General features: G+C 65.5%; 22 protein-coding genes. 15 read left to right on the plus strand and 7 right to left on the minus strand.

Features of this window, described 5'->3' with window-relative positions; genetic code table 11:
• Positions 1 to 73: 73 nt before the first annotated feature.
• On the plus strand, positions 74 to 1,723 hold the full coding sequence (gene aceF / locus AQ611_RS07500; RefSeq protein WP_069234135.1) for a dihydrolipoyllysine-residue acetyltransferase: 1,650 nt from the start codon (positions 74 to 76) through the stop codon (positions 1,721 to 1,723).
• A gap of 103 nt (positions 1,724 to 1,826) precedes the next feature.
• The gene (gene lpdA, locus AQ611_RS07505; RefSeq protein ID WP_069234136.1) at positions 1,827 to 3,590 is read left to right on the plus strand and encodes a dihydrolipoyl dehydrogenase; all 1,764 of its coding nucleotides are present in this window, start codon (positions 1,827 to 1,829) and stop codon (positions 3,588 to 3,590) included.
• Between the two features lie 194 nt (positions 3,591 to 3,784).
• On the opposite strand, the gene AQ611_RS07510 is transcribed toward lpdA, so the two are convergent.
• Entirely contained in the window at positions 3,785 to 4,366 is a 582-nt protein-coding gene (locus tag AQ611_RS07510) for a phasin family protein (RefSeq protein ID WP_059516865.1), read from the minus strand.
• A 662-nt stretch (positions 4,367 to 5,028) separates the two neighbouring features.
• Between AQ611_RS07510 and pbpG the strand changes: the two genes are divergently transcribed.
• Positions 5,029 to 6,141, plus strand: a complete 1,113-nt coding sequence (gene pbpG / locus AQ611_RS07515; RefSeq protein ID WP_069234137.1) for a D-alanyl-D-alanine endopeptidase — start codon at positions 5,029 to 5,031, stop codon at positions 6,139 to 6,141.
• A 127-nt stretch (positions 6,142 to 6,268) separates the two neighbouring features.
• Here pbpG and AQ611_RS07520 read toward each other — a convergent pair whose 3' ends face one another.
• Complete coding sequence (locus AQ611_RS07520) at positions 6,269 to 7,081, minus strand: IclR family transcriptional regulator (protein WP_059516518.1); 813 nt, start codon at positions 7,079 to 7,081, stop codon at positions 6,269 to 6,271.
• Between the two features lie 396 nt (positions 7,082 to 7,477).
• On the opposite strand from AQ611_RS07520, the gene AQ611_RS07525 reads away from it, so the two are divergent.
• From AQ611_RS07525 to iscX, 10 genes are all read left to right on the plus strand, one after another.
• Complete coding sequence (locus AQ611_RS07525; RefSeq protein ID WP_173678685.1) at positions 7,478 to 7,687, plus strand: hypothetical protein; 210 nt, start codon at positions 7,478 to 7,480, stop codon at positions 7,685 to 7,687.
• Between the two features lie 91 nt (positions 7,688 to 7,778).
• Positions 7,779 to 8,267, plus strand: a complete 489-nt coding sequence (locus tag AQ611_RS07530) for a low molecular weight protein-tyrosine-phosphatase (RefSeq protein ID WP_069234138.1) — start codon at positions 7,779 to 7,781, stop codon at positions 8,265 to 8,267.
• A 109-nt stretch (positions 8,268 to 8,376) separates the two neighbouring features.
• Complete coding sequence (gene iscR / locus AQ611_RS07535) at positions 8,377 to 8,916, plus strand: Fe-S cluster assembly transcriptional regulator IscR (RefSeq protein ID WP_059516526.1); 540 nt, start codon at positions 8,377 to 8,379, stop codon at positions 8,914 to 8,916.
• A gap of 78 nt (positions 8,917 to 8,994) precedes the next feature.
• Positions 8,995 to 10,218 (plus strand): IscS subfamily cysteine desulfurase, encoded by a 1,224-nt coding sequence (locus tag AQ611_RS07540; RefSeq protein WP_059516528.1) that lies wholly within the window; start codon positions 8,995 to 8,997, stop codon positions 10,216 to 10,218.
• Between the two features lie 81 nt (positions 10,219 to 10,299).
• Positions 10,300 to 10,710, plus strand: coding sequence for a Fe-S cluster assembly scaffold IscU (iscU, locus tag AQ611_RS07545; RefSeq protein ID WP_059516530.1), 411 nt, complete (start codon positions 10,300 to 10,302; stop codon positions 10,708 to 10,710).
• A 147-nt stretch (positions 10,711 to 10,857) separates the two neighbouring features.
• Positions 10,858 to 11,181, plus strand: a complete 324-nt coding sequence (gene iscA / locus AQ611_RS07550) for an iron-sulfur cluster assembly protein IscA (protein WP_059516532.1) — start codon at positions 10,858 to 10,860, stop codon at positions 11,179 to 11,181.
• Positions 11,182 to 11,308: 127 nt separating this feature from the next.
• On the plus strand, positions 11,309 to 11,836 hold the full coding sequence (hscB, locus tag AQ611_RS07555; RefSeq protein ID WP_059516533.1) for a Fe-S protein assembly co-chaperone HscB: 528 nt from the start codon (positions 11,309 to 11,311) through the stop codon (positions 11,834 to 11,836).
• Between the two features lie 143 nt (positions 11,837 to 11,979).
• Positions 11,980 to 13,848, plus strand: a complete 1,869-nt coding sequence (hscA, locus tag AQ611_RS07560; protein WP_059516535.1) for a Fe-S protein assembly chaperone HscA — start codon at positions 11,980 to 11,982, stop codon at positions 13,846 to 13,848.
• 114 nt (positions 13,849 to 13,962) lie between these two features.
• Entirely contained in the window at positions 13,963 to 14,304 is a 342-nt protein-coding gene (gene fdx, locus AQ611_RS07565) for an ISC system 2Fe-2S type ferredoxin (RefSeq protein ID WP_059516537.1), read from the plus strand.
• A 23-nt stretch (positions 14,305 to 14,327) separates the two neighbouring features.
• Complete coding sequence (iscX, locus tag AQ611_RS07570; protein WP_059516539.1) at positions 14,328 to 14,534, plus strand: Fe-S cluster assembly protein IscX; 207 nt, start codon at positions 14,328 to 14,330, stop codon at positions 14,532 to 14,534.
• 284 nt (positions 14,535 to 14,818) lie between these two features.
• On the opposite strand, the gene AQ611_RS07575 is transcribed toward iscX, so the two are convergent.
• The 5 genes from AQ611_RS07575 to AQ611_RS07595 all read right to left on the minus strand — a co-directional run bounded on the left by AQ611_RS07575 (position 14,819) and on the right by AQ611_RS07595 (position 22,020).
• On the minus strand, positions 14,819 to 15,553 hold the full coding sequence (locus tag AQ611_RS07575) for a glycine zipper 2TM domain-containing protein (RefSeq protein ID WP_059516541.1): 735 nt from the start codon (positions 15,551 to 15,553) through the stop codon (positions 14,819 to 14,821).
• A gap of 488 nt (positions 15,554 to 16,041) precedes the next feature.
• Entirely contained in the window at positions 16,042 to 17,568 is a 1,527-nt protein-coding gene (gene lysS, locus AQ611_RS07580) for a lysine--tRNA ligase (RefSeq protein WP_069234139.1), read from the minus strand.
• Between the two features lie 135 nt (positions 17,569 to 17,703).
• A protein-coding gene (gene prfB, locus AQ611_RS07585) for a peptide chain release factor 2 (protein WP_096030771.1) occupies positions 17,704 to 18,808 on the minus strand; the annotation gives its coding sequence in 2 pieces (ribosomal slippage) (positions 17,704 to 18,726 and positions 18,728 to 18,808; 1,104 coding nt in all).
• 404 nt (positions 18,809 to 19,212) lie between these two features.
• The gene (gene recJ, locus AQ611_RS07590; RefSeq protein WP_069234140.1) at positions 19,213 to 20,910 is read right to left on the minus strand and encodes a single-stranded-DNA-specific exonuclease RecJ; all 1,698 of its coding nucleotides are present in this window, start codon (positions 20,908 to 20,910) and stop codon (positions 19,213 to 19,215) included.
• Positions 20,911 to 20,922: 12 nt separating this feature from the next.
• Positions 20,923 to 22,020, minus strand: a complete 1,098-nt coding sequence (locus AQ611_RS07595) for a regulator (RefSeq protein ID WP_083237380.1) — start codon at positions 22,018 to 22,020, stop codon at positions 20,923 to 20,925.
• Positions 22,021 to 22,271: 251 nt separating this feature from the next.
• On the opposite strand from AQ611_RS07595, the gene AQ611_RS07600 reads away from it, so the two are divergent.
• Positions 22,272 to 23,525 (plus strand): lipoprotein-releasing ABC transporter permease subunit, encoded by a 1,254-nt coding sequence (locus AQ611_RS07600; protein WP_069234142.1) that lies wholly within the window; start codon positions 22,272 to 22,274, stop codon positions 23,523 to 23,525.
• The gene (gene lolD, locus AQ611_RS07605; RefSeq protein ID WP_059516551.1) at positions 23,518 to 24,276 is read left to right on the plus strand and encodes a lipoprotein-releasing ABC transporter ATP-binding protein LolD; all 759 of its coding nucleotides are present in this window, start codon (positions 23,518 to 23,520) and stop codon (positions 24,274 to 24,276) included. Before AQ611_RS07600 ends, lolD begins: the two co-directional genes overlap by 8 nt.
• The last annotated feature ends 64 nt before the right edge of the window (positions 24,277 to 24,340 follow it).

The following is a 24,340-nucleotide window of genomic DNA, read 5'->3' on the forward strand; positions in this document are numbered from 1 at the left end:
GGCGGCTGCGCTGCGCGCGGGGTCGGCGCTGACCGCTGAAGCGGCGGCGCCGATCGACTGGAGACACGAACAGATGAGTCAAGCGATCGAAGTCAAGGTGCCGGATATCGGCGATTACAAGGATGTCCCCGTCATCGAGGTGCTGGTGAAGCCCGGCGATGCGGTCGAGCCCGAGCAGTCGCTCGTCACGCTCGAATCGGACAAGGCGACGATGGACGTGCCGAGCCCTGTCGGCGGCACGGTCAAGGAAGTGAAGGTGAAGGTGGGCGACGCAGTGTCGGAGGGTTCGCTGATCGTGCTGCTCGACGGCGCGCCGGCGGCCGGCGCATCCCAGCCGAACGGCGCGACCGCGCCCGCTGCGCCGGCTTCGGCGCCGGCGCCGGCCGCGCCTGCGGCGAGCGCCGCGAGCGCGCCGGCCGCGGGCGGCACGGTCGAGGTGAAGGTGCCCGACATCGGCGACTATAAGGACGTTCCGGTCATCGAGATCGCGGTGAAGGTGGGCGATACGGTCGAAAAGGAGCAATCGCTCGTCACGCTCGAATCGGACAAGGCGACGATGGATGTGCCGAGTCCGGCTGCCGGTGTCGTCAAGGCAATCAGCGTGAAAGTCGGCGATACGGTGTCCGAAGGCACGCTGATCGTCGTGCTGGAAGCAGCGAGCGGCGCGGCCGCGAGCGCACCGCAAGCGGGCGCGCCGGCTCAGGCTGCGCCGGCTGCCGCACCGGTGTCTGCGGCGCCGGCCGCGGCGCCCGCGCCGCAGGCTGCGCCCGCGGCCGCGCCTGCCCCGAGCGGCGAATATCGCGCCAGCCACGCGTCGCCTTCGGTGCGCAAGTTCGCGCGCGAGCTGGGCGTCGACGTGTCGCGCATCACCGGCACCGGGCCCAAGAACCGCATCACGAAGGAAGACGTCACCGCGTTCGTGAAGGGCGTGATGACGGGCCAGCGCGCGGCGCCTACCGCCGCGGCCGCAGCGGCCCCAGGCGGCGGCGAGCTGAATCTGCTGCCGTGGCCGAAGATCGACTTCACGAAATTCGGTCCGATCGATGCGAAGCCGCTGTCGCGGATCAAGAAGATCTCCGGTGCGAACCTGCATCGCAACTGGGTGATGATCCCGCACGTGACGAACAACGACGAGGCGGACATCACCGAGCTGGAAGCGTTGCGCGTGCAGTTGAACAAGGAGCACGAGAAGGCGGGCGTGAAGTTCACGATGCTCGCGTTCGTGATCAAGGCCGTCGTCGCGGCGCTCAAGAAATTCCCGACGTTCAACGCGAGCCTGGACGGCGACAACCTGGTGTTCAAGCAGTACTACCACATCGGTTTTGCTGCCGACACGCCGAACGGCCTCGTCGTGCCGGTGATCCGCGACGCCGACAAAAAGGGCCTCGTCGACATCGCGAAGGAAATGAGCGAGCTGTCGAAGGCGGCGCGCGAAGGCAAGCTCAAGCCTGATCAGATGCAAGGCGGCTGCTTCTCCATCTCGTCGCTCGGCGGAATTGGCGGCACGCATTTCACGCCGATCATCAACGCGCCCGAAGTGGCGATCCTCGGCCTGTCGCGCAGTGCGATGAAGCCGGTGTGGGACGGCAAGCAGTTTGCGCCGCGCCTCACGCTGCCGCTGTCGTTGTCGTATGACCACCGCGTGATCGACGGCGCGGAAGCCGCGCGCTTCAACGCGTATCTCGCGTCGCTGCTCGGCGATTTCCGCCGCGTGATTCTTTGATGAGCATGACGGTGCGCGGTGCATGAGCCGCTCGGCGGCTCGCGCACCGCGCGCCCTCGCTCTGTCGGTACGGTAGGAAGCCCATACAAGTAGGGGACAGTTCATGAGTCTCATCGAAGTCAAGGTGCCGGACATCGGCGATTTCAGCGGCGTCGACGTCATCGAAGTGAATATCAAGCCCGGCGACGCGATCGAAAAAGAGCAGACGCTCATCACGCTCGAGTCCGATAAGGCGTCGATGGAAGTGCCAAGCGATGTGGCCGGCACGGTCAAGGAAATCAAGGTCAAGGCGGGCGATAAGGTGTCGCAGGGCACGGTGATCGCGCTCGTGGAGGCGGCCGAGGCCGCGCCGGCCGCGAAGGCGCCCGAAGCGGCGAAGCCCGCCGCTGCCGCGCAGCCCGCGCCGGCAGCGCGCCCCGCCGCGGCGCCCGAAGCGGCCAGCTACGGCGGCGCCGCCGATATCGAGTGCGACATGCTCGTGCTCGGCGCGGGCCCCGGCGGCTATTCGGCCGCTTTCCGCGCGGCCGATCTCGGCATGAAGACGGTGCTCGTCGAGCGTTATTCGACGCTGGGCGGCGTGTGCTTGAACGTCGGCTGCATTCCGTCGAAGGCGCTGTTGCATACGGCGCTCGTCGTCGAGGAGGCCGCTGCGCTTGCCAATCACGGCATTGCGTTCGGCAAGCCGGAAGTCGATCTCGACAAGCTGCGCGGTTTCAAGGCGGGGGTCGTCAAGAAGTTGACGACGGGGCTGGCCGGCATGGCGAAGGCGCGCAAGGTCGAGGTGGTGACGGGCGTGGGCGCGTTCGTCGATCCGCATCATCTCGAAGTGCAGACGCAAGGCGGCAAGAAGGTCGTCCGCTTCAAGCAGGCGATCATCGCGGCGGGCTCGCAGGCGGTGAAGCTGCCGTTCATGCCGGACGATCCGCGCGTCGTCGATTCGACGGGGGCGCTCGAACTGCGCCAGTTGCCCAAGCGGATGCTCGTGATCGGCGGCGGGATCATCGGTCTCGAGATGGCGACCGTCTATTCGACGCTCGGCGCGCAAATCGACGTCGTCGAGATGATGGACGGGCTGATGATGGGCGCGGACCGCGATCTCGTCAAAGTCTGGGAAAAATACAACGCGAAGCGTTTCGGCAACGTGATGCTGAAGACCAAGACGGTCGGCGCGCAAGCCAAGGAGGACGGCATCTACGTGCAGTTCGAGGGCGAGAAGGCGCCGCCGGACGCGCAGCGCTACGACCTCGTGCTCGTCGCCGTCGGCCGCAGTCCGAACGGCAAGAATATCGGCGCGCAGAATGCGGGCGTGGCCGTCACCGAGCGCGGCTTCATCGAGGTCGACAAGCAGATGCGCACGAACGTCCCGCATATTTTCGCGATCGGCGATATCGTCGGCCAGCCGATGCTCGCGCACAAGGCGGTGCACGAAGGCCATGTCGCAGCGGAGGCCGCGCATGGCGAGAAGGCGTATTTCGACGCGCTGCAGATTCCGTCCGTTGCGTATACCGATCCGGAAGTCGCGTGGGCCGGCAAGACCGAGGATCAGTGCAAGGCCGAAGGGATCAAGTACGGCAAGGCTGTATTCCCGTGGGCCGCCTCGGGCCGGGCGATCGCGAACGGCCGCGACGAGGGCTTCACGAAGCTGATCTTCGACGAGCAAACGCATCGGGTGATCGGCGGCGGGATCGTCGGCCTGAATGCGGGCGACTTGATCAGCGAAGTGTGCCTCGCGGTAGAGATGGGTGCGGATGCAGAGGATATCGGCAAGACGATCCATCCACATCCGACGCTCGGCGAATCGATCGGAATGGCTGCCGAATTGTATGAAGGCGTTTGCACCGATCTGCCGCCGCAGCGCAAAAAGTAAACGCCGCTAGGCGGCGTTACCGCGGCAGCAGGAGAAATGGCGCGTTCCGGCTACGGAACGCGCCATTTTCATGCGAGCCGAACGGACCGGGCACGAGACGGCGCGCCGCGAGCGTCGCAGCCGTGCAATGAAAAAAGCCGCGCATATTCGCGCGGCTTTTCCCCATTCAAGCAGAAGACGTCAACCAGAGACGCTTACGCCGGCTTGTTCGTGGCGGTGGTGCTGCGGCGCGACGCGGCGGCAGCGTTGCTGGCGGCCTTGGTGGCGACAGCGGCGGCGGCGTTGAAGTTTGTTTCCGCGATTTCAACCGCTTGCTTTGCAGCCTTCTGCACCGTTTCGTAAGTGGTGTTCGCGGCGTTGATCGCGGATTTCAGCGCGGCGACGGCGGTTTCCGAGCCAGCAGGTGCGTTCTTCGCGACGTTGTCGACCAGTGCCTGGACCTTGCGGTTTTGCTCTTCGTATTGCGCTTCGGCGACCTTCGCGAACTCGGCTTGCGTGGCCGACGCGATTTCGTACAGATGGCGGCCATACGACAGCACCTTCTCGGCGATCGGTTGCGTCAGGCTGGCTTGCAGCGCGAGCAGTTCCTGCGCGTCCTTCACGGACAACGCGCGTTGAACATTTTCCTGGCTTTCCGCGAGCGTCGACTTCACGACTTGGAGATTCAGCTCGATCAGCTTCTCGACACCTTCGAATGCCTTCGACGTCAGGCCGAAGAGATTTTCGATGTTGGCTTTCTGTGCGGCGGCGATTTGCTCGGGGGTCAGAAAAGACATTTTCATGCTCCTGAAGAAGGGGTAGTCGATCGTGGAGACAACAAGCACAACTTTGGTGAACGAATGCTCAAAGCAGCTTTGTGCATCGCAACAATGGAGGGTATTGTAGAGCGCCAAAATGGAAAGTCAAGTATTTTGTGCGTCGCACAAAAGAGATAATATGTAGACAAAACAAAGAGTTGCACTGTTTGAATGGAATCGATTCCAATTGCTGCGCACCGTGATTCAATACGGGGCGCTGCAATCAGGCTGCACCGTTGCGGTACGCCAAGTAAACCAAACGACGACGCGGAACGTTTAATGGCTTAATTGGTCGAAGCGCTCATCGTTTTCCGCGCGGGCGGCTTTTTGCACTCGCCGTCGCGCCTGCCGGCAGGCTGTTACATCTGTTTTGCCGGCAGCATTCACGATTTTCCCGCCTCAAGTTTGCCGATCGCAGACCGATATGCCGAACGCCTACGGCAGCGCGCATAGCCGCCGCGGGCAGGGAGTGCCATGCGTGGGTCATCGTATTTTTCGATGAGACAACGCGGGCCGATTGGCTTGGTGTAATCAATTCTTACATTTCGGTTTAACGAAGATCGGTAAGTGCCTAATATTGCTTCTTTTTTGAGCTTTTAATACACTGGCGAAAATTCCCTCGCCGTTATGTTCGGACCCTAATGAAAGCCCAATTGTTTGCCCCGCTCAGGATGATGCAGAGCGTCGCGCTCAGCACTGCCGTTTCGGTTGCCATCACGTTGATGGCGTCAGCGGCTGCTGTCGCTCCCGCGGACGCGTTTGCCGCGACAAAGACTTCACATAGCGCGAAAGGCAAGAAGAGCGTGGTGAAGAAGTCGCAGCGCGTTGCGTCGGCCGATACGGCGCGCGCGAGCGGCTCGCGCAAGCGGATGACGCTCGCGGCCGGCGGCCGTCACCACGGCGGCGTGCGCCGGGTTGCGTTCCAGCCGCGCCAGCCGTCGGTCGGCCAGGCGTTCGGCCTGCACGATACGCCGGACGCGCTTGCGCTGCGCTCGGGCGTCGCGTATGTCGTCGATCAGAATTCGTCCGAGCCGCTGTTCGATAAGAACTCGCACGCGGTCGTGCCGATCGCGTCGATCACCAAGCTGATGACCGCGATGGTCGTCCTCGATTCGAAATCGCCGCTGACTGATCAAATCGAAGTGACCGACGAAGATCGCGATTACGAGAAAGGCACGGGCTCGCGCTTGTCGGTCGGCTCGGTGCTGTCGCGCGAGGACATGCTGCACATCGCGCTGATGGCCTCGGAGAACCGCGCGGCGGCCGCGCTGTCGCGCTACTATCCGGGCGGCCGTCCGGCGTTCATCGCGGCGATGAACGCGAAGGCGAAGGCGCTCGGAATGACCGACACGCACTTCGAGAATTCGACAGGCCTGTCGAGTGCGAATGTGTCGACCGCGCGCGATCTCGTGAAGATGGTGAATGCCGCTTACCAATATCCGTTGATCCGCAAGTTCTCGACCGATCGCAGCTATGAGGTGTACACGGGCAAGCGCACGATCGCGTACAACAGCACGAATGCGCTCGTGCGTAATGCGTCATGGGATATCGGGCTGCAGAAGACGGGTTTCATCAACGAAGCGGGCGAGTGCCTGGTGATGCAGACGACGATTCACGGCCGTCCGATCGTGATGGTGTTGCTCGATTCGTTCGGCAAATATTCGCGTTTTGCCGATGCGTCGCGCGTGCGCAATTGGCTCGACAACGGCGGCGGCGAGCGCCTCACCGCGGCGAACACGACGGCGGGCACCTGAGCCGGCGGCGCGTGATCTCTTGATGAAAAGCCCCGCGAATGCGGGGCTTTTGTTTGGGCCGGTGTCGCGTGCGGCCGCTCGCTGCAATTGGCGCCGCGTGCCCAGCTTTCGCTGCGGATCAGCTTGGTTAGGCTTGTTTTTGCGTGAGCGTATCCGCGTCCTTCAGCGCTTCGGGGTGGTATCCGAGCGATTCGGAAATCGTCAGCGCGGTGCGACTGAGCTGGCCGAGCCACGCGTCCTGGAGCCGGTCGGCTGGAGCGGACAGCGATAGTCCCGCGACGAGCTTGCCGGTGTCATCGTAGATCCCGGCCGCGATGCAGCGCACGCCGAGTTCCAGTTCCTCGTTGTCGCGTGCGCACGCTTGCTGGCGCACGAGCGCGAGTTCGCGCTCGAGTTTCGGCAGATCGGTAATGCTGTTTTGAGTATGACCGGCGAGCCCCGTGCGCGTCGCATACGCGCGCACCCGCGAGGTCTCGTCGGCGGCGAGAAACAGCTTGCCGACCGACGTCAGGTGCAGCGGCGCGCGGCCGCCGATCGCGCGCACGACCTGCATGCCGGAGCGCTCCGAATACGCGCGCTCGATATAGACAATTTCGTCGCCTTGCCGGACTGAGAGGTTGACCGTCTGCCCGGTCAGCCGATGCAATTCGCGCATCGGCATCAGCGCCGCATCGCGCACCGACAGCCGGGCCTTGACGAGATTGCCGAGTTCGAGCAGTCGCATGCCGAGCCGGTACGTACCAGGGTCGGAACGATCCACGAGACGGCAGGTGACCATGTCGTTCAGGATCCGATGCGCGGTGGAAGGATGCAGCTCGGTGCGTTGCGCAAGCTCCTTCAGACTGACGGGATCGCTATGCGCGGCGAGCGCATCGAGGAGCCGCATCATCCGCTCGATCACCTGGATCGACGTTTTGGAGTCCGAGTTAGGGTTGCTCATCGTCGTGAATCGATTGCCGCATCAAGAATACAGGAATGCGACGATTGTATCTCGTATTGTGAAAAGAACGGAAGGCATTCGAGGAAGTCTTCGCCTGCGGCGGCGTATTGGTGCGCACACCGTTCGCGCGGTGGCAGCGCCGGCATGCGCGGAAAGCGCCAGGGCGCTGGCTGGGCATGGCGCGGGCGCGCGACGCGCGAAATTCCGGTGCGCTCGGATGCCTGCCGACCGCTCGTGACCGCGCCCGAGCGTGACTGTTCACCTGGCGACAACACTGCGTTCGCTATTCGCGGATTTATCTTGATAGAGACGATTTATAGAATGTCGACATGCCGACATTGGGCGACGCCCAATGCGCGAGTCGAGTGAGGTCGCATCATGAAAAAGACAATATCGATGTACTGGCCGCTTGCGATCGTTGTGCCGCTTGCCGCCGCCGCTTATCTGCATTTTTCCGACGCTGGATCGCCGCGCGCGGGCGCTGTCGTGCGCGATACGTCGGCCGAGCTTGCGCGCACCGTGTCGTATGGGTTCGTCGACGACGCGTCGCAGCCGCTTCCCGTCACGTCGCAAGGCGCGGCGCTCGCGGCGTCGAAGGCGCTGTGATGCGCGGGCCGTGGCAAGCGGGAATCGGCGGGCGTTTGTATAATGCCGCGTTCTCCATTCGAGCGGTGCGCCGCACCATTCCGGCTGCGTGATGAAAAGCGTCGCGATCTGTTTCGTTTGCCTCGGCAACATCTGCCGTTCGCCCACGGCCGAAGGGGTGATGCGGCATCAAATCGCGGCGGCGGGGCTCGATGGCGTGATCACCGTCGATTCGGCCGGCACCGGCGACTGGCATGTCGGTGAGCCTCCCGATGCGCGTGCGCAGCAGGCGGCAGGCTTGCGGGGCTACGATCTGTCGAAATTGCGTGCGCGGCAAATCGGTCCGGCCGATTTCGAGCGCTTCGATCTGGTGCTCGCGATGGATGCCGCGAATCTTGCCGAGCTGCAAAAGCGTTGCCCGCCAAAGTATCGGGGCAAGGTTCGGCTGCTGATGGAATACGCGGGCGACGGGGCGCCGCGCGAAATCGCCGATCCTTATTTCGGCGGCTCGCAGGGTTTCGAGCAGGTGCTCGATCAGTGCGAGGATGCGTGCCGCGGTCTGCTCGACAGCCTTCGCGCCGGCGTGCCGCACCGGCATTGAAGCATTCTCGATGTTGCTTTCCACCCTTTTGGAGATAGGGATACTTGACTGATTTTGTCGAATATTTATACTTGACAAAAATCGTCAAGATTGCTGCCCATTCAATACCATGAGACTCACCACGAAAGGCCGTTTCGCCGTCACGGCGATGATCGACTTGGCGCTGCGCCAGGAGCATGGCCCGGTGACGCTTGCAGGCATCAGCCAGCGCCAGCGGATTTCACTCTCCTATCTTGAGCAATTGTTCGGCAAGCTGCGCCGGCATGAAATCGTCGAATCGGTCCGCGGGCCGGGCGGCGGTTACAACCTCGCGCGTCGCGCGCAAGACGTGACGGTGGCCGACATCATCATCGCGGTGGACGAGCCGCTCGATGCAACGCAATGCGGCGGCAAGGGCGCGTGCGACGGCACGAAGCAGCGCAATGGCCATTGCATGACGCACGAGCTTTGGTCGACGCTGAATCAGAAGATGGTCGAGTATCTCGATTCGGTATCGCTGCAGGATCTCGTCGATCAGCAGCGCGCGTGCGAAGGCTCGCCGGCGGTGCTGCGCGACAAGCGCAAGCCCGAGCCTTCCCCGGCGGGCGTCGAGCCGGTCCGCTCGATTCCGCTTGGCCCGAATTCGGTTTTCAACATTGCGAACTCATGATCGCAGCCGCCGCGCGCGACAGGCCGCGGCGAGCCCAACAAACAGTCCCGCACAGAACACGCATACCCGGAGCGACAGATGAATAACGAGATTCCCCACCTGCCCATCTACATGGACTACAGCGCGACGACGCCTGTCGATCCGCGCGTCGTCGACAAGATGGTGCCGTATCTGCGCGAACAGTTCGGCAACCCGGCGTCGCGCAGCCACGCATACGGCTGGGATGCCGAGCGCGCGGTCGAACAGGCGCGCGAGCAGGTGGCCGCGCTCGTCAACGCGGACCCGCGCGAGATCATCTGGACTTCCGGCGCGACCGAGTCCGACAATCTCGCGATCAAGGGCGCCGCGCATTTCTATCAAGGCAAGGGCAAGCACATCGTCACGGTGAAGACCGAGCACAAGGCGGTGCTCGACACGTGCCGCGAACTCGAGCGCGAAGGCTTCGAGGTGACCTACCTCGACGTGAAGGAAAACGGCCTGATCGATCTCGACGCATTCAAGGCCGCGCTGCGCCCGGATACGGTTCTTGTGTCGGTGATGTTCGTGAACAACGAGATCGGCGTGATCCAGGACATCGAGACGATCGGCGAAATCTGCCGCGAGAAGGGCATCGTGTTTCACGTCGACGCCGCGCAGGCGACGGGCAAGGTCGAGATCGACCTCGCCAAGCTGAAGGTCGACCTGATGTCGTTCTCCGCGCACAAGACTTACGGCCCCAAGGGCATCGGTGCGCTGTACGTGCGCCGCAAGCCGCGCGTGCGCATCGAAGCGCAGATGCACGGCGGCGGCCACGAGCGCGGAATGCGCTCGGGCACGCTGCCGACGCACCAGATCGTCGGAATGGGCGAGGCGTTCCGGATCGCGCGCGAAGAGATGGCTACCGAGAACGAGCGGATTCGCGCGCTGCGCGACAAGCTGTTGCGCGGTCTCACGCAGATCGAGGAAACCTATGTGAACGGCGACCTCGAGCACCGGATCGCGCACAATCTGAACATCAGCTTCAATTTCGTCGAAGGCGAGTCGCTGATCATGGCGATCAAGGACGTCGCGGTATCGTCGGGCTCGGCGTGCACGTCGGCTTCGCTCGAGCCGTCCTACGTGCTGCGCGCGCTCGGCCGCAACGACGAACTCGCGCACAGCTCGATCCGCTTCACGGTCGGCCGCTTCACGACGGAGCAGGAAATCGACTACGTGATCGAACTGCTGAAGAGCAAGATTGCGAAGCTGCGCGATTTGTCGCCGCTTTGGGAAATGCATCAGGAAGGCATCGATCTGTCGACGATCGAATGGGCGGCGCACTGAGCACGGCGCGAGGTTGAGCGGTTTATCGCGGACGCTGAGCGAAAAGCGCGCCGCACGGACGAAATGCAAGGAGTTTGAGTCATGTCTTACAGCAACAAGGTTCTGGATCACTATGAAAATCCGCGTAACGTCGGCTCGTTCGCGAAGGACGACGATGCGGTGGGCACCGGCATGGTCGGCGCGCCCGCGTGCGGCGATGTGATGAAGCTGCAGATTCGCGTCGGCGCGGATGGCGTGATCGAGGATGCGAAGTTCAAGACGTATGGCTGCGGTTCGGCGATCGCGTCGAGTTCGCTCGTCACCGAATGGGTGAAGGGCAAGACCCTCGATGAGGCGCTCGCGATCAAGAACACGCAGATTGCCGAGGAACTGGCGCTGCCGCCCGTGAAGATCCATTGCTCCATTCTCGCCGAAGACGCGATCAAGGCGGCCGTTGCTGACTACAAGCAGCGTCATGCGGGCGCGGCGCAAGGCGACCAGGCCGCTGCGTGAGGCAAGGCTTATGCGTTGCGGGCCGTGCGCGATGAGCCGGTGACGCAGGCAGGCCGTGCGCGCTGACGGCACGGCGGGTCGGACGGACGATGTTTTGAGTTTGAACGCAATACGCGCGCGGCTCGGCTGCGCGCGGCGAAGGACATTATGGCAATCACACTGACCGAAAAAGCGGCGCAACACGTGCAGAAGTATTTGACGCGTCGCGGCAAGGGGCTGGGCCTGAGGCTCGGGGTGCGCACGACCGGCTGCTCGGGGCTTGCGTACAAGCTCGAATATGTCGATGAGCTTGCTACCGAGGATCAAGTGTTCGAGAGCCACGGCGTGAAAGTCTTCGTCGATCCGAAAAGCCTCGCGTATATCGACGGCACCGAATTGGACTTCGCGCGCGAAGGGTTGAACGAGGGGTTCAAGTTCAACAACCCGAACGTGAAGGACGAATGCGGCTGCGGCGAGTCGTTCCGCGTCTGACGGCGATTCCCATACGGCGCGGCAACAGGCGGCGCGGGCCGCCTTTTTAATGGGCGGCGCAACGGCTCGCGACGGCGGGCGTTGGGCCGCGCGATCGACAACGAATCCGGCACGATTGCGACACGCGATGGTTTCGCTCAAAGACAGTCACTTCGATTTGTTTGGCCTGCCGGCGCAATTCGCGCTCGACGAGCAGGCGCTGGATGCTGCATATCGCACCGTGCAGTCGCAGGTGCATCCGGACCGCTTCGCGGCGGCGGGCGACGCGCAAAAACGCATCGCGATGCAATGGGCGGCGCGCGCGAACGAGGCATATCAGACGCTGCGCGATCCGCTCAAGCGTGCGGCGTATCTGCTTGCGCTGCGCGGCGTGGACGTCGGCGCCGAGAACAACACGGCGATGGAGCCGGCGTTCCTGATGCAGCAAATGGAGTGGCGCGAGCGCATCGAGGATGCGGCCGCCGCGCGCCATGTGGGCGAACTCGACGCGCTGCTTGCGGAACTGCGCGACGAGCGGCGCGCGCGGCTTGCGACACTCGCCGCGCTCGTCGACAGCGGCGCCGACCAGGGGGCAGCCGAGGCGGTGCGGCAATTGATGTTCGTCGAGCGTGTGACGGCGGAGATCCGCGCGCAGATCGAGCGTCTCGAGCGCTGATGCACGGCTGCGATGCCCGGTTGCGCTCTCCAGTCGCAGTCGCCACAACGGCCGCGGATGCGCGGTCGCGATACTAACCGCGCGCGGCGCCCCGGCTTCACGCGCGCGATGCAACGAGGGCTACGCCCCTCATCGAACTGAAGATGGCTTTACTGCAAATTTCCGAACCCGGCATGGCGCCTGCGCCGCATCAGCGGCGGCTCGCCGTCGGCATCGACCTCGGCACGACTCATTCGCTCGTCGCCGCGGTGCGCAACAGTATTCCCGAGGCGTTGCCGGACGAAGCGGGACGGGTGCTGCTGCCGTCGGTCGTCCGCTATCTCGAGAACGGCGGCCGCCGGATCGGTCATGCGGCAAAAGCCGAGGCGGCGAGCGATCCGCGCAATACGATCGTGTCCGTCAAGCGTTTCATGGGCCGCGGCAAGGCGGAAGTCGAGGGCGCGGCGAATGCGCCTTACGAATTCGTCGACGCGCCGGGCATGGTGCAGATTCGCACGGTCGACGGCGTGAAGAGCCCGGTCGAAGTGTCGGCCGAGATTCTCGCGACGCTGCGCCAGCGCGCGGAGGATACGCTCGGCGACGAACTGGTCGGCGCGGTGATCACCGTGCCCGCGTACTTCGACGACGCACAGCGCCAGGCGACCAAGGATGCGGCGCGGCTCGCGGGGCTGAACGTGCTGCGCCTGCTGAACGAGCCGACCGCGGCGGCGATCGCGTACGGGCTCGACAACGGCGCGCAGGGGCTTTACGCGGTCTACGATCTGGGCGGCGGCACGTTCGATCTGTCGATTCTGAGGCTTACGAAGGGCGTGTTCGAAGTGCTGGCCGCGGGCGGCGATTCGGCGCTCGGCGGCGACGATTTCGACCACGCGCTGTTCGATCACGTGCTCGCGCGCGCGAATATCGATGCGAAGACGCTCGCGCCCGAAGACGTGCGCCAGCTGCTCGACCGCGTGCGCATCGCGAAGGAGGCGCTGTCGGATGCGCCGGACGTGAAATTGGACGTGACGCTGTCGACGGGCGCGACGCTCGCGCAGACGATCTCGCGCGAGACGTTCGCGACCGTCGCCGAGCCGCTCGTGCAGCGTACGCTCGGGCCGACCCGCAAGGCGCTGCGCGACGCGCAGGTCACGGTGGCCGACATCAAGGGCGTCGTGCTCGTCGGAGGGGCGACGCGCATGCCGGTGATTCGGCAAGCGGTGACGGAATTTTTCGGCCAACCGCCGCTCGTCAATCTCGATCCGGACCAGGTGGTCGCGCTCGGTGCGGCGATTCAAGCCGACCTGCTCGCCGGCAACCGCGGCGGCGGCGACGATTGGCTGCTGCTCGACGTGATTCCGCTGTCGCTCGGTGTCGAGACGATGGGCGGTCTCGTCGAGAAGATCGTTCCGCGCAATTCGACGATTCCCGTCGCGCGCGCGCAGGATTTCACGACGTTCAAGGACGGCCAGACCGCGATGGCGATTCATGTCGTGCAGGGCGAGCGCGAGCTGGTGTCCGATTGCCGGTCGCTCGCGCGCTTCGAGTTGCGCGGCATTCCGCCGATGGCGGCGGGGGCTGCGCGCATTCGCGTCACGTATCAGGTCGACGCGGACGGCCTTTTGTCGGTGTTTGCGCGCGAGCAGGGCTCGGGCGTCGAGGCGTCGGTGGTCGTGAAACCGTCATATGGTCTGGCCGACAGCGACATCGCGCGGATGCTCGAGGACAGCTTCGGCGCGGCCGAAGCCGACATGCGCGCACGCGCGCTGCGCGAAGCGCAGGTCGAGGCGCAGCGCCTCGTCGACGCGACGCAGGCCGCGCTCGACGCCGACGGCGATTTGCTCGATGCGGGCGAGCGCGCGGCGATCGACGGCCTCGTCGCGTCGCTGCGCGCGCTCGCGACGGGCGACGATACGGACGCGATCGACGCGGCGACGAAGGCGCTCGCCGCGGGCACCGACGAGTTCGCCGCGCGTCGGATGAACAAGAGCATCAAGCGGGCGCTTGCCGGCCGCAAGCTCGACGAGATTTGATATACGCTGCGCCGCGCGGCCGGGCTGACGCCGGGCCGCGCGGCGCGACGACGAACCCGCGCGGCTGCGCGCCGAACCGAACCGGCCGCGCCCAGCGCAACGAACGGAACCAACATGCCTCAACTCGTAGTACTGCCGCACGTCGAACTGTGCCCGGACGGCGCGGTGATCGACGCCGTGCCCGGCAAGAGCATCTGCGACAATCTGCTCGACAATGGCGTCGAGATCGAGCATGCGTGTGAGAAATCGTGCGCATGCACGACCTGCCACGTGATCATCCGCGAGGGCTTCAACGAACTCGAGCCGTCCGACGAGGACGAGGACGACCTGCTCGATAAGGCGTGGGGGCTCGAGCCTACGTCGCGCTTGTCGTGCCAGGCGATCGTGAAGGACGATGTGGATCTGGTGGTCGAGATTCCGAAGTACTCGATCAATCACGCGAAAGAGAACCACTGACTGACGCGCAAGGAGAGACGGCGATGAAATGGACCGATTCGCGCGAGATCGCGATTGCGCTGGCAGAACGGCATCCGGACGTCGATCCGAAGACTGTTCGCTTTACCGAACTGCGCGAGTGGGTGCTCGCGCTCGACGGCTTCGATGACGATCCGAATCGCTCTGGCGAGAAAATTCTCGAAGCGATCCAGACGTATTGGATCGACGAATCGGATTTCGACGACGATTGATGCGTTGATGTATTGATGCGCTGTCGAGCGGATGTTTGCGTGCATGCATTCGCGCATGTGGGCGGGCGCTTGCAACGTTTGAGCGGACGGTTCGGGCGCACGCGCGAACGGATAGCGCTGCCGAGCGCTGTTTGCACGGCGTTGCGGCGGCGGGCCGCAACGGAATCGAATCTCATGCGTAAAGAAAAACGGCTCGTGAAGCGATCACTTCACGAGCCGTTTTTCATGCCGGCACCGTCTGCGGCGGGGCGGCTTCGCCGCCGCGCGCCCGCGCGGTGCGCCAATCAGGCGCCGACCAGCGTGCCGTTCTCGACCCGCACGCGCTGCCCCTGCCCGAACGGCGGCGGGTTGCGGTACGTAAAGGTGCGCGTCGAACCGTCTTGCATCTGCACTTGCACCTGATAGTCGGTTTCGCTGCGAACCTGTTTTTCGATTGCGTTGCCGGCGAGCCCGCCGCCGAGTGCGCCGAGGATCGTCATTGCCGCGCGGCCGTTTCCGTGGCCGAACTGGTTGCCGGCAAAGCCGCCCGCTGCCGCACCGCCGATCGCGCCGAGCCCCGAACTGGTGCCGGCACTGCGCACCGGCACGATGGCGGCGACGGTGCCGCAACTCGCGCAGTAAGACGCTTGCGACGGTTGCGGCGAATACGGCTGCTGCGCATATTGCGGCTGCGGTGCCGCGGCCGTGTGATGTTTGCGCGGCGTGTGGCGCGCCGGCTGTTGAGGCGCGGCCTGCGCGACAGTCTGGCGTTGTTGCGCGGCTTGCTGCGCGGCCTGCTGCTGCGCTTGAGCGGCGAGCGCGGCGCTCGCGGCGGCGGCCGTATCGACGGCCGGTTGCGACGCGATCAGCGCGGCCTGCGTTTGCGGATTCTGCTCGGCGGTGCTGCTCGCTTTCGGGAACAGGCCCGTGACGGCGGCCGTTGCCGCGAGGCTGGCGATGATGACTGCGCCGGCGGCGGTAGCGACGAGCGGATGGAGGCGCTGACGTTGCTGCGTAGTAGCGGTGTTTTGATTGTCCATTTTCGACTCTCCTGACGCGCACGGACGTGCGTTATTTTCTGCAGTCAAGTGTCGATCATCCGCTATGGGTGCGCCGTTTCAAGTTGTAACGATTCGCTGTGGAAACTTCGGTGTCAAACACCGTCAAATGCGCGCACGGGCCGCTGCGGCAATGGCGGCGCGCTGAAAGGGACGGAGCGCAAGACGCGTGCGGCGGCCATGCTTTAACCAGTGGTTACAAAGCACGCGATCAGGCGGGCGATGGATTGGGCGCTTTTGGGGGATTCGAGCGCCGCTGAGGCGCTTACGGTGAGGTTCTGCCCATGCGGAAGGCCGGGGCGCGGTTTTGCGCCACGAGATGGCGGTGCAGCGAAAAGCAACGGAGATGAAGCGAAAAGCGGCTGCGCCAGGCGGCCGAATCGCCGGTGTCGAGCGGGCGGGCCGCCCGGCCGGACGATCAGGCAACTGAACGATCGCCCGGCCGGGCGCCGCGCTGCATGCCGCCGCCGTCAGTCCTCGCGGCGCAGATGCGGGAACAGCAGCACGTCGCGGATCGTCGGGCTATCGGTGAGCAGCATCACGAGGCGATCGATGCCGATGCCGCAGCCGCCGGTCGGCGGCATGCCGTATTCGAGCGCGCGGATATAGTCGGCGTCGAAATACATCGCTTCTTCGTCGCCCGCGTCCTTTTGCTCGACCTGCTTCTTGAAGCGGGCCGCCTGATCTTCCGGGTCGTTGAGTTCGGAGAAGCCGTTCGCGATCTCGCGGCCGGTGACGAACAGCTCGAAGCGCTCGGTGATGCCGGGCACCGTGTCCGAGGCGCGCGCGAGCGGCGACACCTCGACCGGGTAGTCGATGATGTAGGTCGGCTCCCAGAGCTGCGACTCGGCGGTTTCCTCGAACAGCGCAAGCTGCAGCGCGCCGATGCCCGCGTTCAGAAACGCCGGCTGCGACGCGTCCACGCCGAGCCGCTTGAGTTCGGTGCGCAGATAGTCGGAATCGGCAAGCTGGGCGTCGGTGTAGGACGGCGCGTACTTCTGGATCGCCTGCGTGATCGTGAGCCGGTGGAACGGCTTCGACAGATCGAGTTCGCGGCCTTGATACTGGAACGTCGCGGTGCCGAGCGCGTCGATCGCCGTCTGGCGGATCAGCTGTTCGGTGAAATCCATCAGCCAACGGTAATCGGTGTACGCGGCGTAGAACTCCATCATCGTGAATTCCGGGTTGTGGCGCGGCGACACGCCCTCGTTGCGGAAATTCCGGTTGATCTCGAATACGCGCTCGAAGCCGCCGACGATCAGGCGCTTCAGATACAGCTCCGGCGCGATGCGCAGGAACATCTGCATGTCGAGCGCGTTGTGATGCGTGACGAACGGCTTGGCCGCCGCGCCGCCCGGGATCGGATGCAGCATCGGCGTTTCGACTTCCATGAACTCGGCGTCGCTCATGAACTTGCGGATCGACGCGATCGCCTTCGTGCGCGCGCGGAACGTCGCACGCGTCTGCGGCGTGACGATCAGATCGACGTAGCGCTGGCGGTAACGCATTTCCTGGTCCGCGAGGCCGTGGAACTTGTCGGGCAGCGGGCGCAGCGCCTTCGACAACAACCGCAGCGCCGTACACTTCACCGAAAGCTCGCCCTTGTTCGTGCGGAACAGCACACCGCGCGCGGCGACGATGTCGCCCAGATCCCACTTCTTGAATGCTTCGTAAGTGTCCGCGCCGACGTCGGCGGGCGTCACGAAGAACTGGATCTGGCCCGAGCCGTCCTGCACGGTCGCGAAGCTCGCCTTGCCCATCACGCGCTTCAACATCATCCGGCCGGCGATCGCGACTTCGAGGGACTTCGCTTCGAGCGCTTCCTTGTCGGCATCGGCGTGTTCGGCTTGCAGATCGGCTGCGTGGTGGGTTGGCCGGAAGTCGTTCGGGTACGCGACACCTTGCTCGCGCAGCGCGCGCAGCTTGTCGCGGCGCTCCGCGATGATCAGGTTTTCGTCCGCCGCGACTGCGGCCTGCGGTTGGGTCGGTTCGGTCATGATGGTCGGTTCGGTGGTGATGCGTGAGCGGGGCGGTGCGGGCGGTGCACGAGGCGGCCCGCCAGGGCGGGCGCCTCTTCGTCGCGCGGGCGCGGATGGCGGCCGTTCGGGCCGCGCCGCGCCGCGCGCGGGCGCTTACACGCCCTGTTTGAGACTTGCGCTGATGAAGTCGTCGAGATCGCCGTCGAGCACGGCCTTCGTGTTGCTCATTTCGACGTTCGTGCGCAGATCCTTCACGCGGCTCTGGTCGAGCACGTAAGAGCGGATCTGGTGACCCCAGCCCACGTCGGTCTTGCTCGATTCGAGCTTGTCCTGCTCGGCCTGGCGCTTGCGCAGCTCGGCCTCGTAAAGGCGCGACTTCAGCATCGCCATCGCCTCCGCGCGGTTGCGGTGCTGCGAGCGGTCGTTCTGGCACTGGACGACGATGCCCGTCGGCATATGCGTGATGCGCACGGCCGAATCGGTCTTGTTGATGTGCTGGCCGCCCGCGCCGGACGCGCGATAGGTGTCGATGCGCAGATCGGCCGGGTTGATTTCGACTTCGATCGAATCGTCGATTTCCGGATAGACGAACACCGACGAGAACGACGTATGGCGGCCGCCCGACGAATCGAACGGCGATTTGCGCACGAGCCGGTGAATGCCGGTTTCGGTGCGCAGATAGCCGTATGCGTATTCGCCCGTGACCTTGATCGTCGCGTTCTTGATGCCGGCGACGTCGCCGTCGGACTCTTCGAGCACCTCGGCCTTGAAGCCCTTGCGCTCGCAGTAGCGCAGATACTGGCGCAGCAGCATCGACGCCCAGTCGCACGCCTCGGTGCCGCCCGCGCCCGCCTGGATGTCGATGAAGCAGTTGTTCGGATCGGCCGGGTTCGAGAACATCCGGCGGAATTCGATGTCGGCCACGCGCGCCTCGAGCTGCGCGGCGTCGCCTTCGGTCGCGACGAGCGTGTCTTCGTCGCCTTCGTCGCGCGCGAGGTCGAACAGATCCTGCGTGTCGCGCAGGTCGTTATCGAGTTGCGTGAGCGTCGTCACGACGCCTTCAAGCAGCTTTTTCTCCCGGCCGAGCGCCTGGGCGTTCTTCGAATCGTTCCAGACGTTCGGGTCTTCGAGGGCCTTGTTGACTTCGGCTAGACGTTGCGATTTGACGTCGTAGTCAAAGATACCCCCGTAGCTCGCCCGCGCGCCGGCGCAGGTCCGCAAGGGAGCTTTCGATCGCGTTCAGACGTTCCGCTTCCATGATCTCGTTCGCTCGTGATGCTTCGTGAAAAGAGGAAATTATAGCCGATGGCGGTGCGCGGCCGGCCGGGCGGTCAGGCTCGCCGGCGCTATGCGCGGGCACTCAGGTGCGTAGCCGGATTCGCGCGCGCCCGATGCCGATGACGGCGGCGGCCGCTGCCCGTTGCTCGGCGCGGTCGGGCGCACGGCGGCGGCGCGGCGCGATGCGGGTTCGTGCGGGCGGGTTCAGGCCGGCTCGGATCGATTCGGACAGATTTGGGTTGAATCAGGCGGATTCGGGCCGCATGGGCGTTTGGGACATGGCTTGCGATGCCCCCGCCCGGCGCGATGACGCAGGCCGCCCGGCCGGTCGCGGCGCTCGACCAGGCCTGGCCCGTTCCAACGGGCCAGGCGCTCGCCGCCGTTTTACGCCGCGTGCTCGACGATCAGCTGCACGCGCGTCATGCCGTTCCACGTATCGCTCGCGAGCCGGTATGCGAGCGTCGCGCGCGCGGGCAGCGGCTCGGTGCGGTTGAACCAGATGGCGTTGAAGCGTTGCCGGCCGCGCGTCAACTGCAGCTTCAGATGCTTGTCCTTGACGAGCGCCTGCGAGGCGACGCCGAATTCGCCCGAGAACAGCGGCGCAGGGAATCCCTGGCCCCAGACGGCCGAGTCGAGCAGCTCGACGAGTTGCGGCGTGAAATAGGCTTCGTCGAGTTCGCCGTCGGTTTCGATCACGCGCGCGAGCGCGTCGTCGGTGAGCGATTCGCGCGCGACCGATTCGAACGCGGCGGCAAAGCGTGGCACGTTTTCGGTGTCGAGCGTGACGCCTGCGGCCATCGCATGGCCGCCGAACGTGACGATGAGGCCCGGCTCGCGCTTCGAGATCAGGTCGAGCGCGTCGCGCAGATGGAAGCCTGCGATCGAGCGGCCCGAACCCTTGACGCGCGCGCCGCTGTCGTCGGCGTGCGCGAACGTGAACGCCGGCCGGTGAAAACGCTCCTTCAGCCGTCCGGCGACGATTCCGATCACCCCCTGGTGCCAGGCTGGATTGAACAGCGTGATCGTCGCGGCTTCGGCGGGGTCGACCGACGACAGATCGGCGAGCGCCTGCTGTTGCATGCCCGCCTCGATCTCGCGGCGTTCGCGATTCATCGCATCGAGCTGCTGCGCGAGTTCCCATGCGCGGCCGGCGTCGTCGGTCGTCAGGCATTCGATGCCGAGCGACATGTCCGACAGCCTGCCCGCCGCGTTCAGCCGCGGGCCCAGGCCGAAGCCGAGATCGAAGCCGCAGGCGCGGCGCGCGTCGCGCGCGGCCGCGCGAAACAGCGCGGCGACGCCCGGTTGCATCCGGCCGCTGCGGATGCGCGCGAGCCCCTGTGCGACCAGCACGCGGTTGTTCGCATCGAGCCGAACGACGTCGGCGACCGTGCCGAGCGCGACCAGGTCGAGCAAGCCGTCGAGCCGCGGCTCGGCGCGCGCGCCGCCGAATGCGCCGCGCGTGCGCAGCTCGGCGCGCAGCGCGAGCAGCACGTAGAACATCACGCCGACGCCGGCGATGTGCTTGCTCGGAAACGCGCAGCCCGGCTGGTTCGGATTGACGATCGCGCGCGCGGCGGGCAGCGTGTCGCCGGGCAGATGATGGTCGGTGACGAGCACGTCGATGCCGCGCGCGTTCGCGGCCGCGACGCCATCGACGCTCGCGATGCCGTTGTCGACCGTGATCAGCAGATCGGGCCGGCGGCGTTCGGCGGCGAGCGCGACGATTTCCGGCGTGAGGCCGTAGCCGTATTCGAAGCGGTTCGGCACCAGATAATCGATCTGTGCGCCGAACATGCGCAGGCCGCGCACGGCGAGCGCGCAGGCGGTCGCGCCGTCGCAGTCGTAGTCGGCGACGACGAGCATCCGGCGGCCGGCCGCGAGCGCGTCGGCAAGAAGCGCGGCCGCGTCCGCGCAGCCTTTCAGTTGCGTCGGCGGCAGCAGGCGCGTGAGCGCGGTTTCGACGTCGGCGGGCGACGCGATCCCGCGCGCGGCGTACAGGCGCGCCAGCACGGGGTGCAGGCCGTGGCGGGTGAGTGCGTCGAGCGCGGCGGGAGCACAGGAGCGGGTGACGATGCGGGTCATGCGGAAAATCGGTTATGCGATCGGTGTTTCGACCGGTGTTTCGAACAGGGAGGCGAACGTGCGCCGGCGCCAGAACTTGCGCAGCTCGCCGCGCGTGACGGCGAGCGTGACGGTGCTGGTATCGCCGCAGAGCGTGAGCGCGAGTTCATCGAGCCGGCCGTCGCCAAGCGCGGCGAGCGCGGGCGCGAACCAGTCGCGTTCGAGCGTGCCCAGCGCGTCATGCCAGCGCGCCCAGTCCTGTTCGATGAACGGCGCGCTCAGCGCGTCGAGTTCGACGAGCGTTGCCGCGCCAGGCTGGGCGGAGCCGGCAGGCGGCAGCGCGTCGAACGACGCGGGCGGCGCATCCGTTGCCGCGCGCGCCGCGAGCGCGAGCCCGCGCGCGCCCGGCGAGTGCGACAGCACGCGCGCGAACGGGCTCGTCACGGGCTTCATCGCCCCTTGCGCATGGAACCAGATCGAATTGACGGCCGGATAGCCGCGCGCTTCGCGCGCTTCGTTGACGGGATGGCCGAACCACGCCATCTGCACTTCGTTCTGCAGTTTCATCCACGCGCGCGAGCGTTCGCCCGTCTGCGTCTCGTGCGGCAGCCAGATTTCGATGTTGCGTCCGCTCGCGCGCAGCGGCGCGGCGCCCGCGAGGCTCGCGAACTGCGGGCTCGACAAGTACCAGCGCGCCGGCCGCGGCGCCTGCAGCTTGACGCCCAGTTCCTCGATCAGCGGGCGGGCCGTGGCGAGAAGCGCGGCCGCTTCGTCGTCGCGGATGTCGAGCGACGACGGATCGATCAGCACCAGATGGTCGGTGGCGATCCGTACATGAACGGGCTCGACGCAGGCCCATGTATGGTTGCCCGGCTCGCCGCCGTCGGCGGCGAGCATGTAGGGCGCGAGCGGCGCGTCGTCGGTGCCGGCATCGGTTGCGCCGAAGCGGCACGCAAGCCAGTGCTCGTGCGGCAGCGTGCGCTGGAACGCCTCGCCCGCCAGGCGCTCGACGATGCGTGCGCGGGCGACGAGCTTGTCGAGTGCCGGGCGGGCGGGCGGCGGGCTGGCGGGATTGTCGGCTGCCGAAGGCAGCGCGAAAGGCAGAAGAAGGTGAAGACGTTGGGCGCGCATGATGGTGCGCATTGTAGGCCATAAGGGCAACGCGGCCGGCGCGATGGCCGCAGGCCGCGTCGCGAAGGGCGCGATTGGTAAAATTGCCGGACGGCGCGGCGCCCGATCCGACGCCCGCGGCCCGCGGCGCGCGCAGCCGCGTTTTCAGGGACGATTAAGCATTGTGTGGCACACTGCGCGCACATGTCGGTGACCGCCCGGTTCGCGCGCTGCGCGGGCCGCGACGCATCCAACCCGTAGAAAGGACACGCTTGAAACTTCCGTATGAATGGCAGATCGGCTGGCGCTATACGCGCGCCGGCAAACGCACGACCGGCAACGGCTTCATCTCTTTCATCGCACTCGCATCGATGCTCGGAATCGCGCTCGGCGTCGCGGCGCTCATCGTCGTGCTGTCGGTGATGAACGGTTTTCAGAAAGAGGTGCGCGACCGGATGCTGTCGGTGCTCGCGCACGTCGAGATCTTCTCGCCGACGGGCTCGATGCCCGACTGGCATATGACCGCGAACGAAGCGCGGCTGAACAAGTCCGTGATCGGCGCGGCGCCGTATGTCGAGGCGCAGGCGCTGCTCACGCGCCAGGATGCGGTGAGCGGGGTGATGCTGCGCGGCATCGATCCGTCGCTCGAGCCGCAGGTGTCGGACGTTGCGAAGGACATGAAGGGCGGCTCGCTGTCGGCGCTCGCGCCGGGGCAGTTCGGCATCGTGCTCGGCAATGCGCTCGCCGCCAATCTGGGCGTGTCGATCGGCGACAAGATCACGCTCGTCGCCCCGGAGGGGACGATCACGCCAGCCGGGATGATGCCGCGCCTGAAGCAATTCACCGTGGTGGGCGTGTTCGAGTCCGGACACTACGAATACGACAGCTCGCTCGCGATGATCGACATCCAGGATGCGCAGGCGCTTTTCCGGCTGCCCGCGCCGACGGGCGTGCGGCTGCGCCTGGCCGACATGCAGAAGGCGCCGCAGGTCGCGCGGGAACTCGCGCATTCGCTGTCGGGCGAGCTGTATATTCGCGACTGGACCCAGCAGAACAAGACCTGGTTTTCCGCGGTGCAGATCGAGAAACGGATGATGTTCATCATCCTGACGCTCATCATCGCGGTCGCGGCATTCAATCTGGTGTCGTCGCTCGTGATGACGGTGACCAACAAGCAGGCCGACATCGCGATTCTGCGCACGCTGGGCGCGCAGCCGTCGTCGATCATGAAGATCTTCGTCGTGCAGGGCGTGACGATCGGCTTTGTCGGCACGGCGTCCGGTGTCGCGCTCGGATGCCTGATCGCGTGGAGCATTCCTTGGCTCGTGCCGATGATCGAGCATCTGCTCGGCGTGCAGTTTCTGCCGCCGTCGGTGTATTTCATCAGCGAGCTGCCTTCGGAGTTGGTCGCGGGCGATGTGATCAAGATCGGTGCGATTGCGTTCGCACTGTCCGCGGTCGCGACGCTCTATCCGAGCTGGCGCGGCGCGAAGGTCCGCCCGGCGGAGGCGCTGCGCTATGAATGATCAGCTTTTCGAACACGCAATGAACCGGCAACAGGAAACAGCGCGCGGCGGCGTCGCGCACGGTTATGTGCTCGAGGCGCACGGGATCACGAAATCGTTCGTGCAGGGCGGCCTCGACGTGCAGGTGTTGAAGAACGCCGAGGTATCGGTGCGGCGCGGCGAGAAGCTCGCGATCATCGGCGCGTCGGGCTCCGGCAAGAGCACGCTGTTGCATGTGCTGGGCGGTCTCGACGAGCCGAGCGCGGGGCAGGTGTCGCTGCTCGGCAAGCCGTTCACGCAGCTCGCCGAGCGCGAGCGCAACGATCTGCGCAACCGCTCGCTCGGTTTCGTCTATCAGTTTCATCATTTGCTGCCCGAATTCAGCGCGCTCGACAATGTCGCGATGCCGCTGAGGATTCGCCGGATGCCGATCGAGCAAGCGCGGCGCGAGGCCCGCGAGATGCTCGATCAGGTCGGGCTTGCCGCGCGCGCGAAGCACCGGCCGGGCGAGCTGTCGGGCGGCGAGCGGCAGCGCGTGGCGATCGCGCGCGCGCTCGTCACGAAACCCGCGTGCGTGCTCGCCGACGAGCCGACCGGCAATCTCGACGGCGCGACCGCCGATCACGTGTTCAATCTGATGCTCGATTTGTCGAAAACGCTCGACACGAGTTTTGTGATCGTCACGCACGACATCGAACTGGCCGCGCGCTGTGACCGCATCCTGAGGTTGCGCGATGGCGTGCTGCACGAGGAACCCGCCGTGACGGCGTAATATTGAACGGGCGGTTGTCCGGTTTCGCGCGAGGTTGGGGTGCCGGTTTGGGTTCCTATGCGGC

It is taken from the genome of Burkholderia singularis (assembly GCF_001718875.1).
Taxonomy (GTDB): Bacteria; Pseudomonadota; Gammaproteobacteria; order Burkholderiales; family Burkholderiaceae; genus Burkholderia; species Burkholderia singularis.

What these genes read in the sequence shown, in the direction of transcription:
- iscA (WP_059516532.1), top strand. Translation starts at nt 10,858, where the DNA reads ATGGCAATCACACTGACCGAAAAAGCGGCGCAACACGTGCAGAAGTAT.
- hscA (WP_059516535.1), top strand. Translation starts at nt 11,980, where the DNA reads ATGGCTTTACTGCAAATTTCCGAACCCGGCATGGCGCCTGCGCCGCAT.
- AQ611_RS07525 (WP_173678685.1), top strand. Translation starts at nt 7,478, where the DNA reads ATGTACTGGCCGCTTGCGATCGTTGTGCCGCTTGCCGCCGCCGCTTAT.
- iscR (WP_059516526.1), top strand. Translation starts at nt 8,377, where the DNA reads ATGAGACTCACCACGAAAGGCCGTTTCGCCGTCACGGCGATGATCGAC.
- AQ611_RS07510 (WP_059516865.1), bottom strand. Translation starts at nt 4,366, where the DNA reads ATGTCTTTTCTGACCCCCGAGCAAATCGCCGCCGCACAGAAAGCCAAC.
- fdx (WP_059516537.1), top strand. Translation starts at nt 13,963, where the DNA reads ATGCCTCAACTCGTAGTACTGCCGCACGTCGAACTGTGCCCGGACGGC.
- iscX (WP_059516539.1), top strand. Translation starts at nt 14,328, where the DNA reads ATGAAATGGACCGATTCGCGCGAGATCGCGATTGCGCTGGCAGAACGG.
- iscU (WP_059516530.1), top strand. Translation starts at nt 10,300, where the DNA reads ATGTCTTACAGCAACAAGGTTCTGGATCACTATGAAAATCCGCGTAAC.
- lysS (WP_069234139.1), bottom strand. Translation starts at nt 17,568, where the DNA reads ATGACCGAACCGACCCAACCGCAGGCCGCAGTCGCGGCGGACGAAAAC.
- AQ611_RS07530 (WP_069234138.1), top strand. Translation starts at nt 7,779, where the DNA reads ATGAAAAGCGTCGCGATCTGTTTCGTTTGCCTCGGCAACATCTGCCGT.
- aceF (WP_069234135.1), top strand. Translation starts at nt 74, where the DNA reads ATGAGTCAAGCGATCGAAGTCAAGGTGCCGGATATCGGCGATTACAAG.
- recJ (WP_069234140.1), bottom strand. Translation starts at nt 20,910, where the DNA reads ATGACCCGCATCGTCACCCGCTCCTGTGCTCCCGCCGCGCTCGACGCA.
- AQ611_RS07575 (WP_059516541.1), bottom strand. Translation starts at nt 15,553, where the DNA reads ATGGACAATCAAAACACCGCTACTACGCAGCAACGTCAGCGCCTCCAT.
- AQ611_RS07595 (WP_083237380.1), bottom strand. Translation starts at nt 22,020, where the DNA reads ATGCGCGCCCAACGTCTTCACCTTCTTCTGCCTTTCGCGCTGCCTTCG.
- lpdA (WP_069234136.1), top strand. Translation starts at nt 1,827, where the DNA reads ATGAGTCTCATCGAAGTCAAGGTGCCGGACATCGGCGATTTCAGCGGC.
- lolD (WP_059516551.1), top strand. Translation starts at nt 23,518, where the DNA reads ATGAATGATCAGCTTTTCGAACACGCAATGAACCGGCAACAGGAAACA.
- pbpG (WP_069234137.1), top strand. Translation starts at nt 5,029, where the DNA reads ATGAAAGCCCAATTGTTTGCCCCGCTCAGGATGATGCAGAGCGTCGCG.
- AQ611_RS07520 (WP_059516518.1), bottom strand. Translation starts at nt 7,081, where the DNA reads ATGAGCAACCCTAACTCGGACTCCAAAACGTCGATCCAGGTGATCGAG.
- AQ611_RS07540 (WP_059516528.1), top strand. Translation starts at nt 8,995, where the DNA reads ATGAATAACGAGATTCCCCACCTGCCCATCTACATGGACTACAGCGCG.
- hscB (WP_059516533.1), top strand. Translation starts at nt 11,309, where the DNA reads ATGGTTTCGCTCAAAGACAGTCACTTCGATTTGTTTGGCCTGCCGGCG.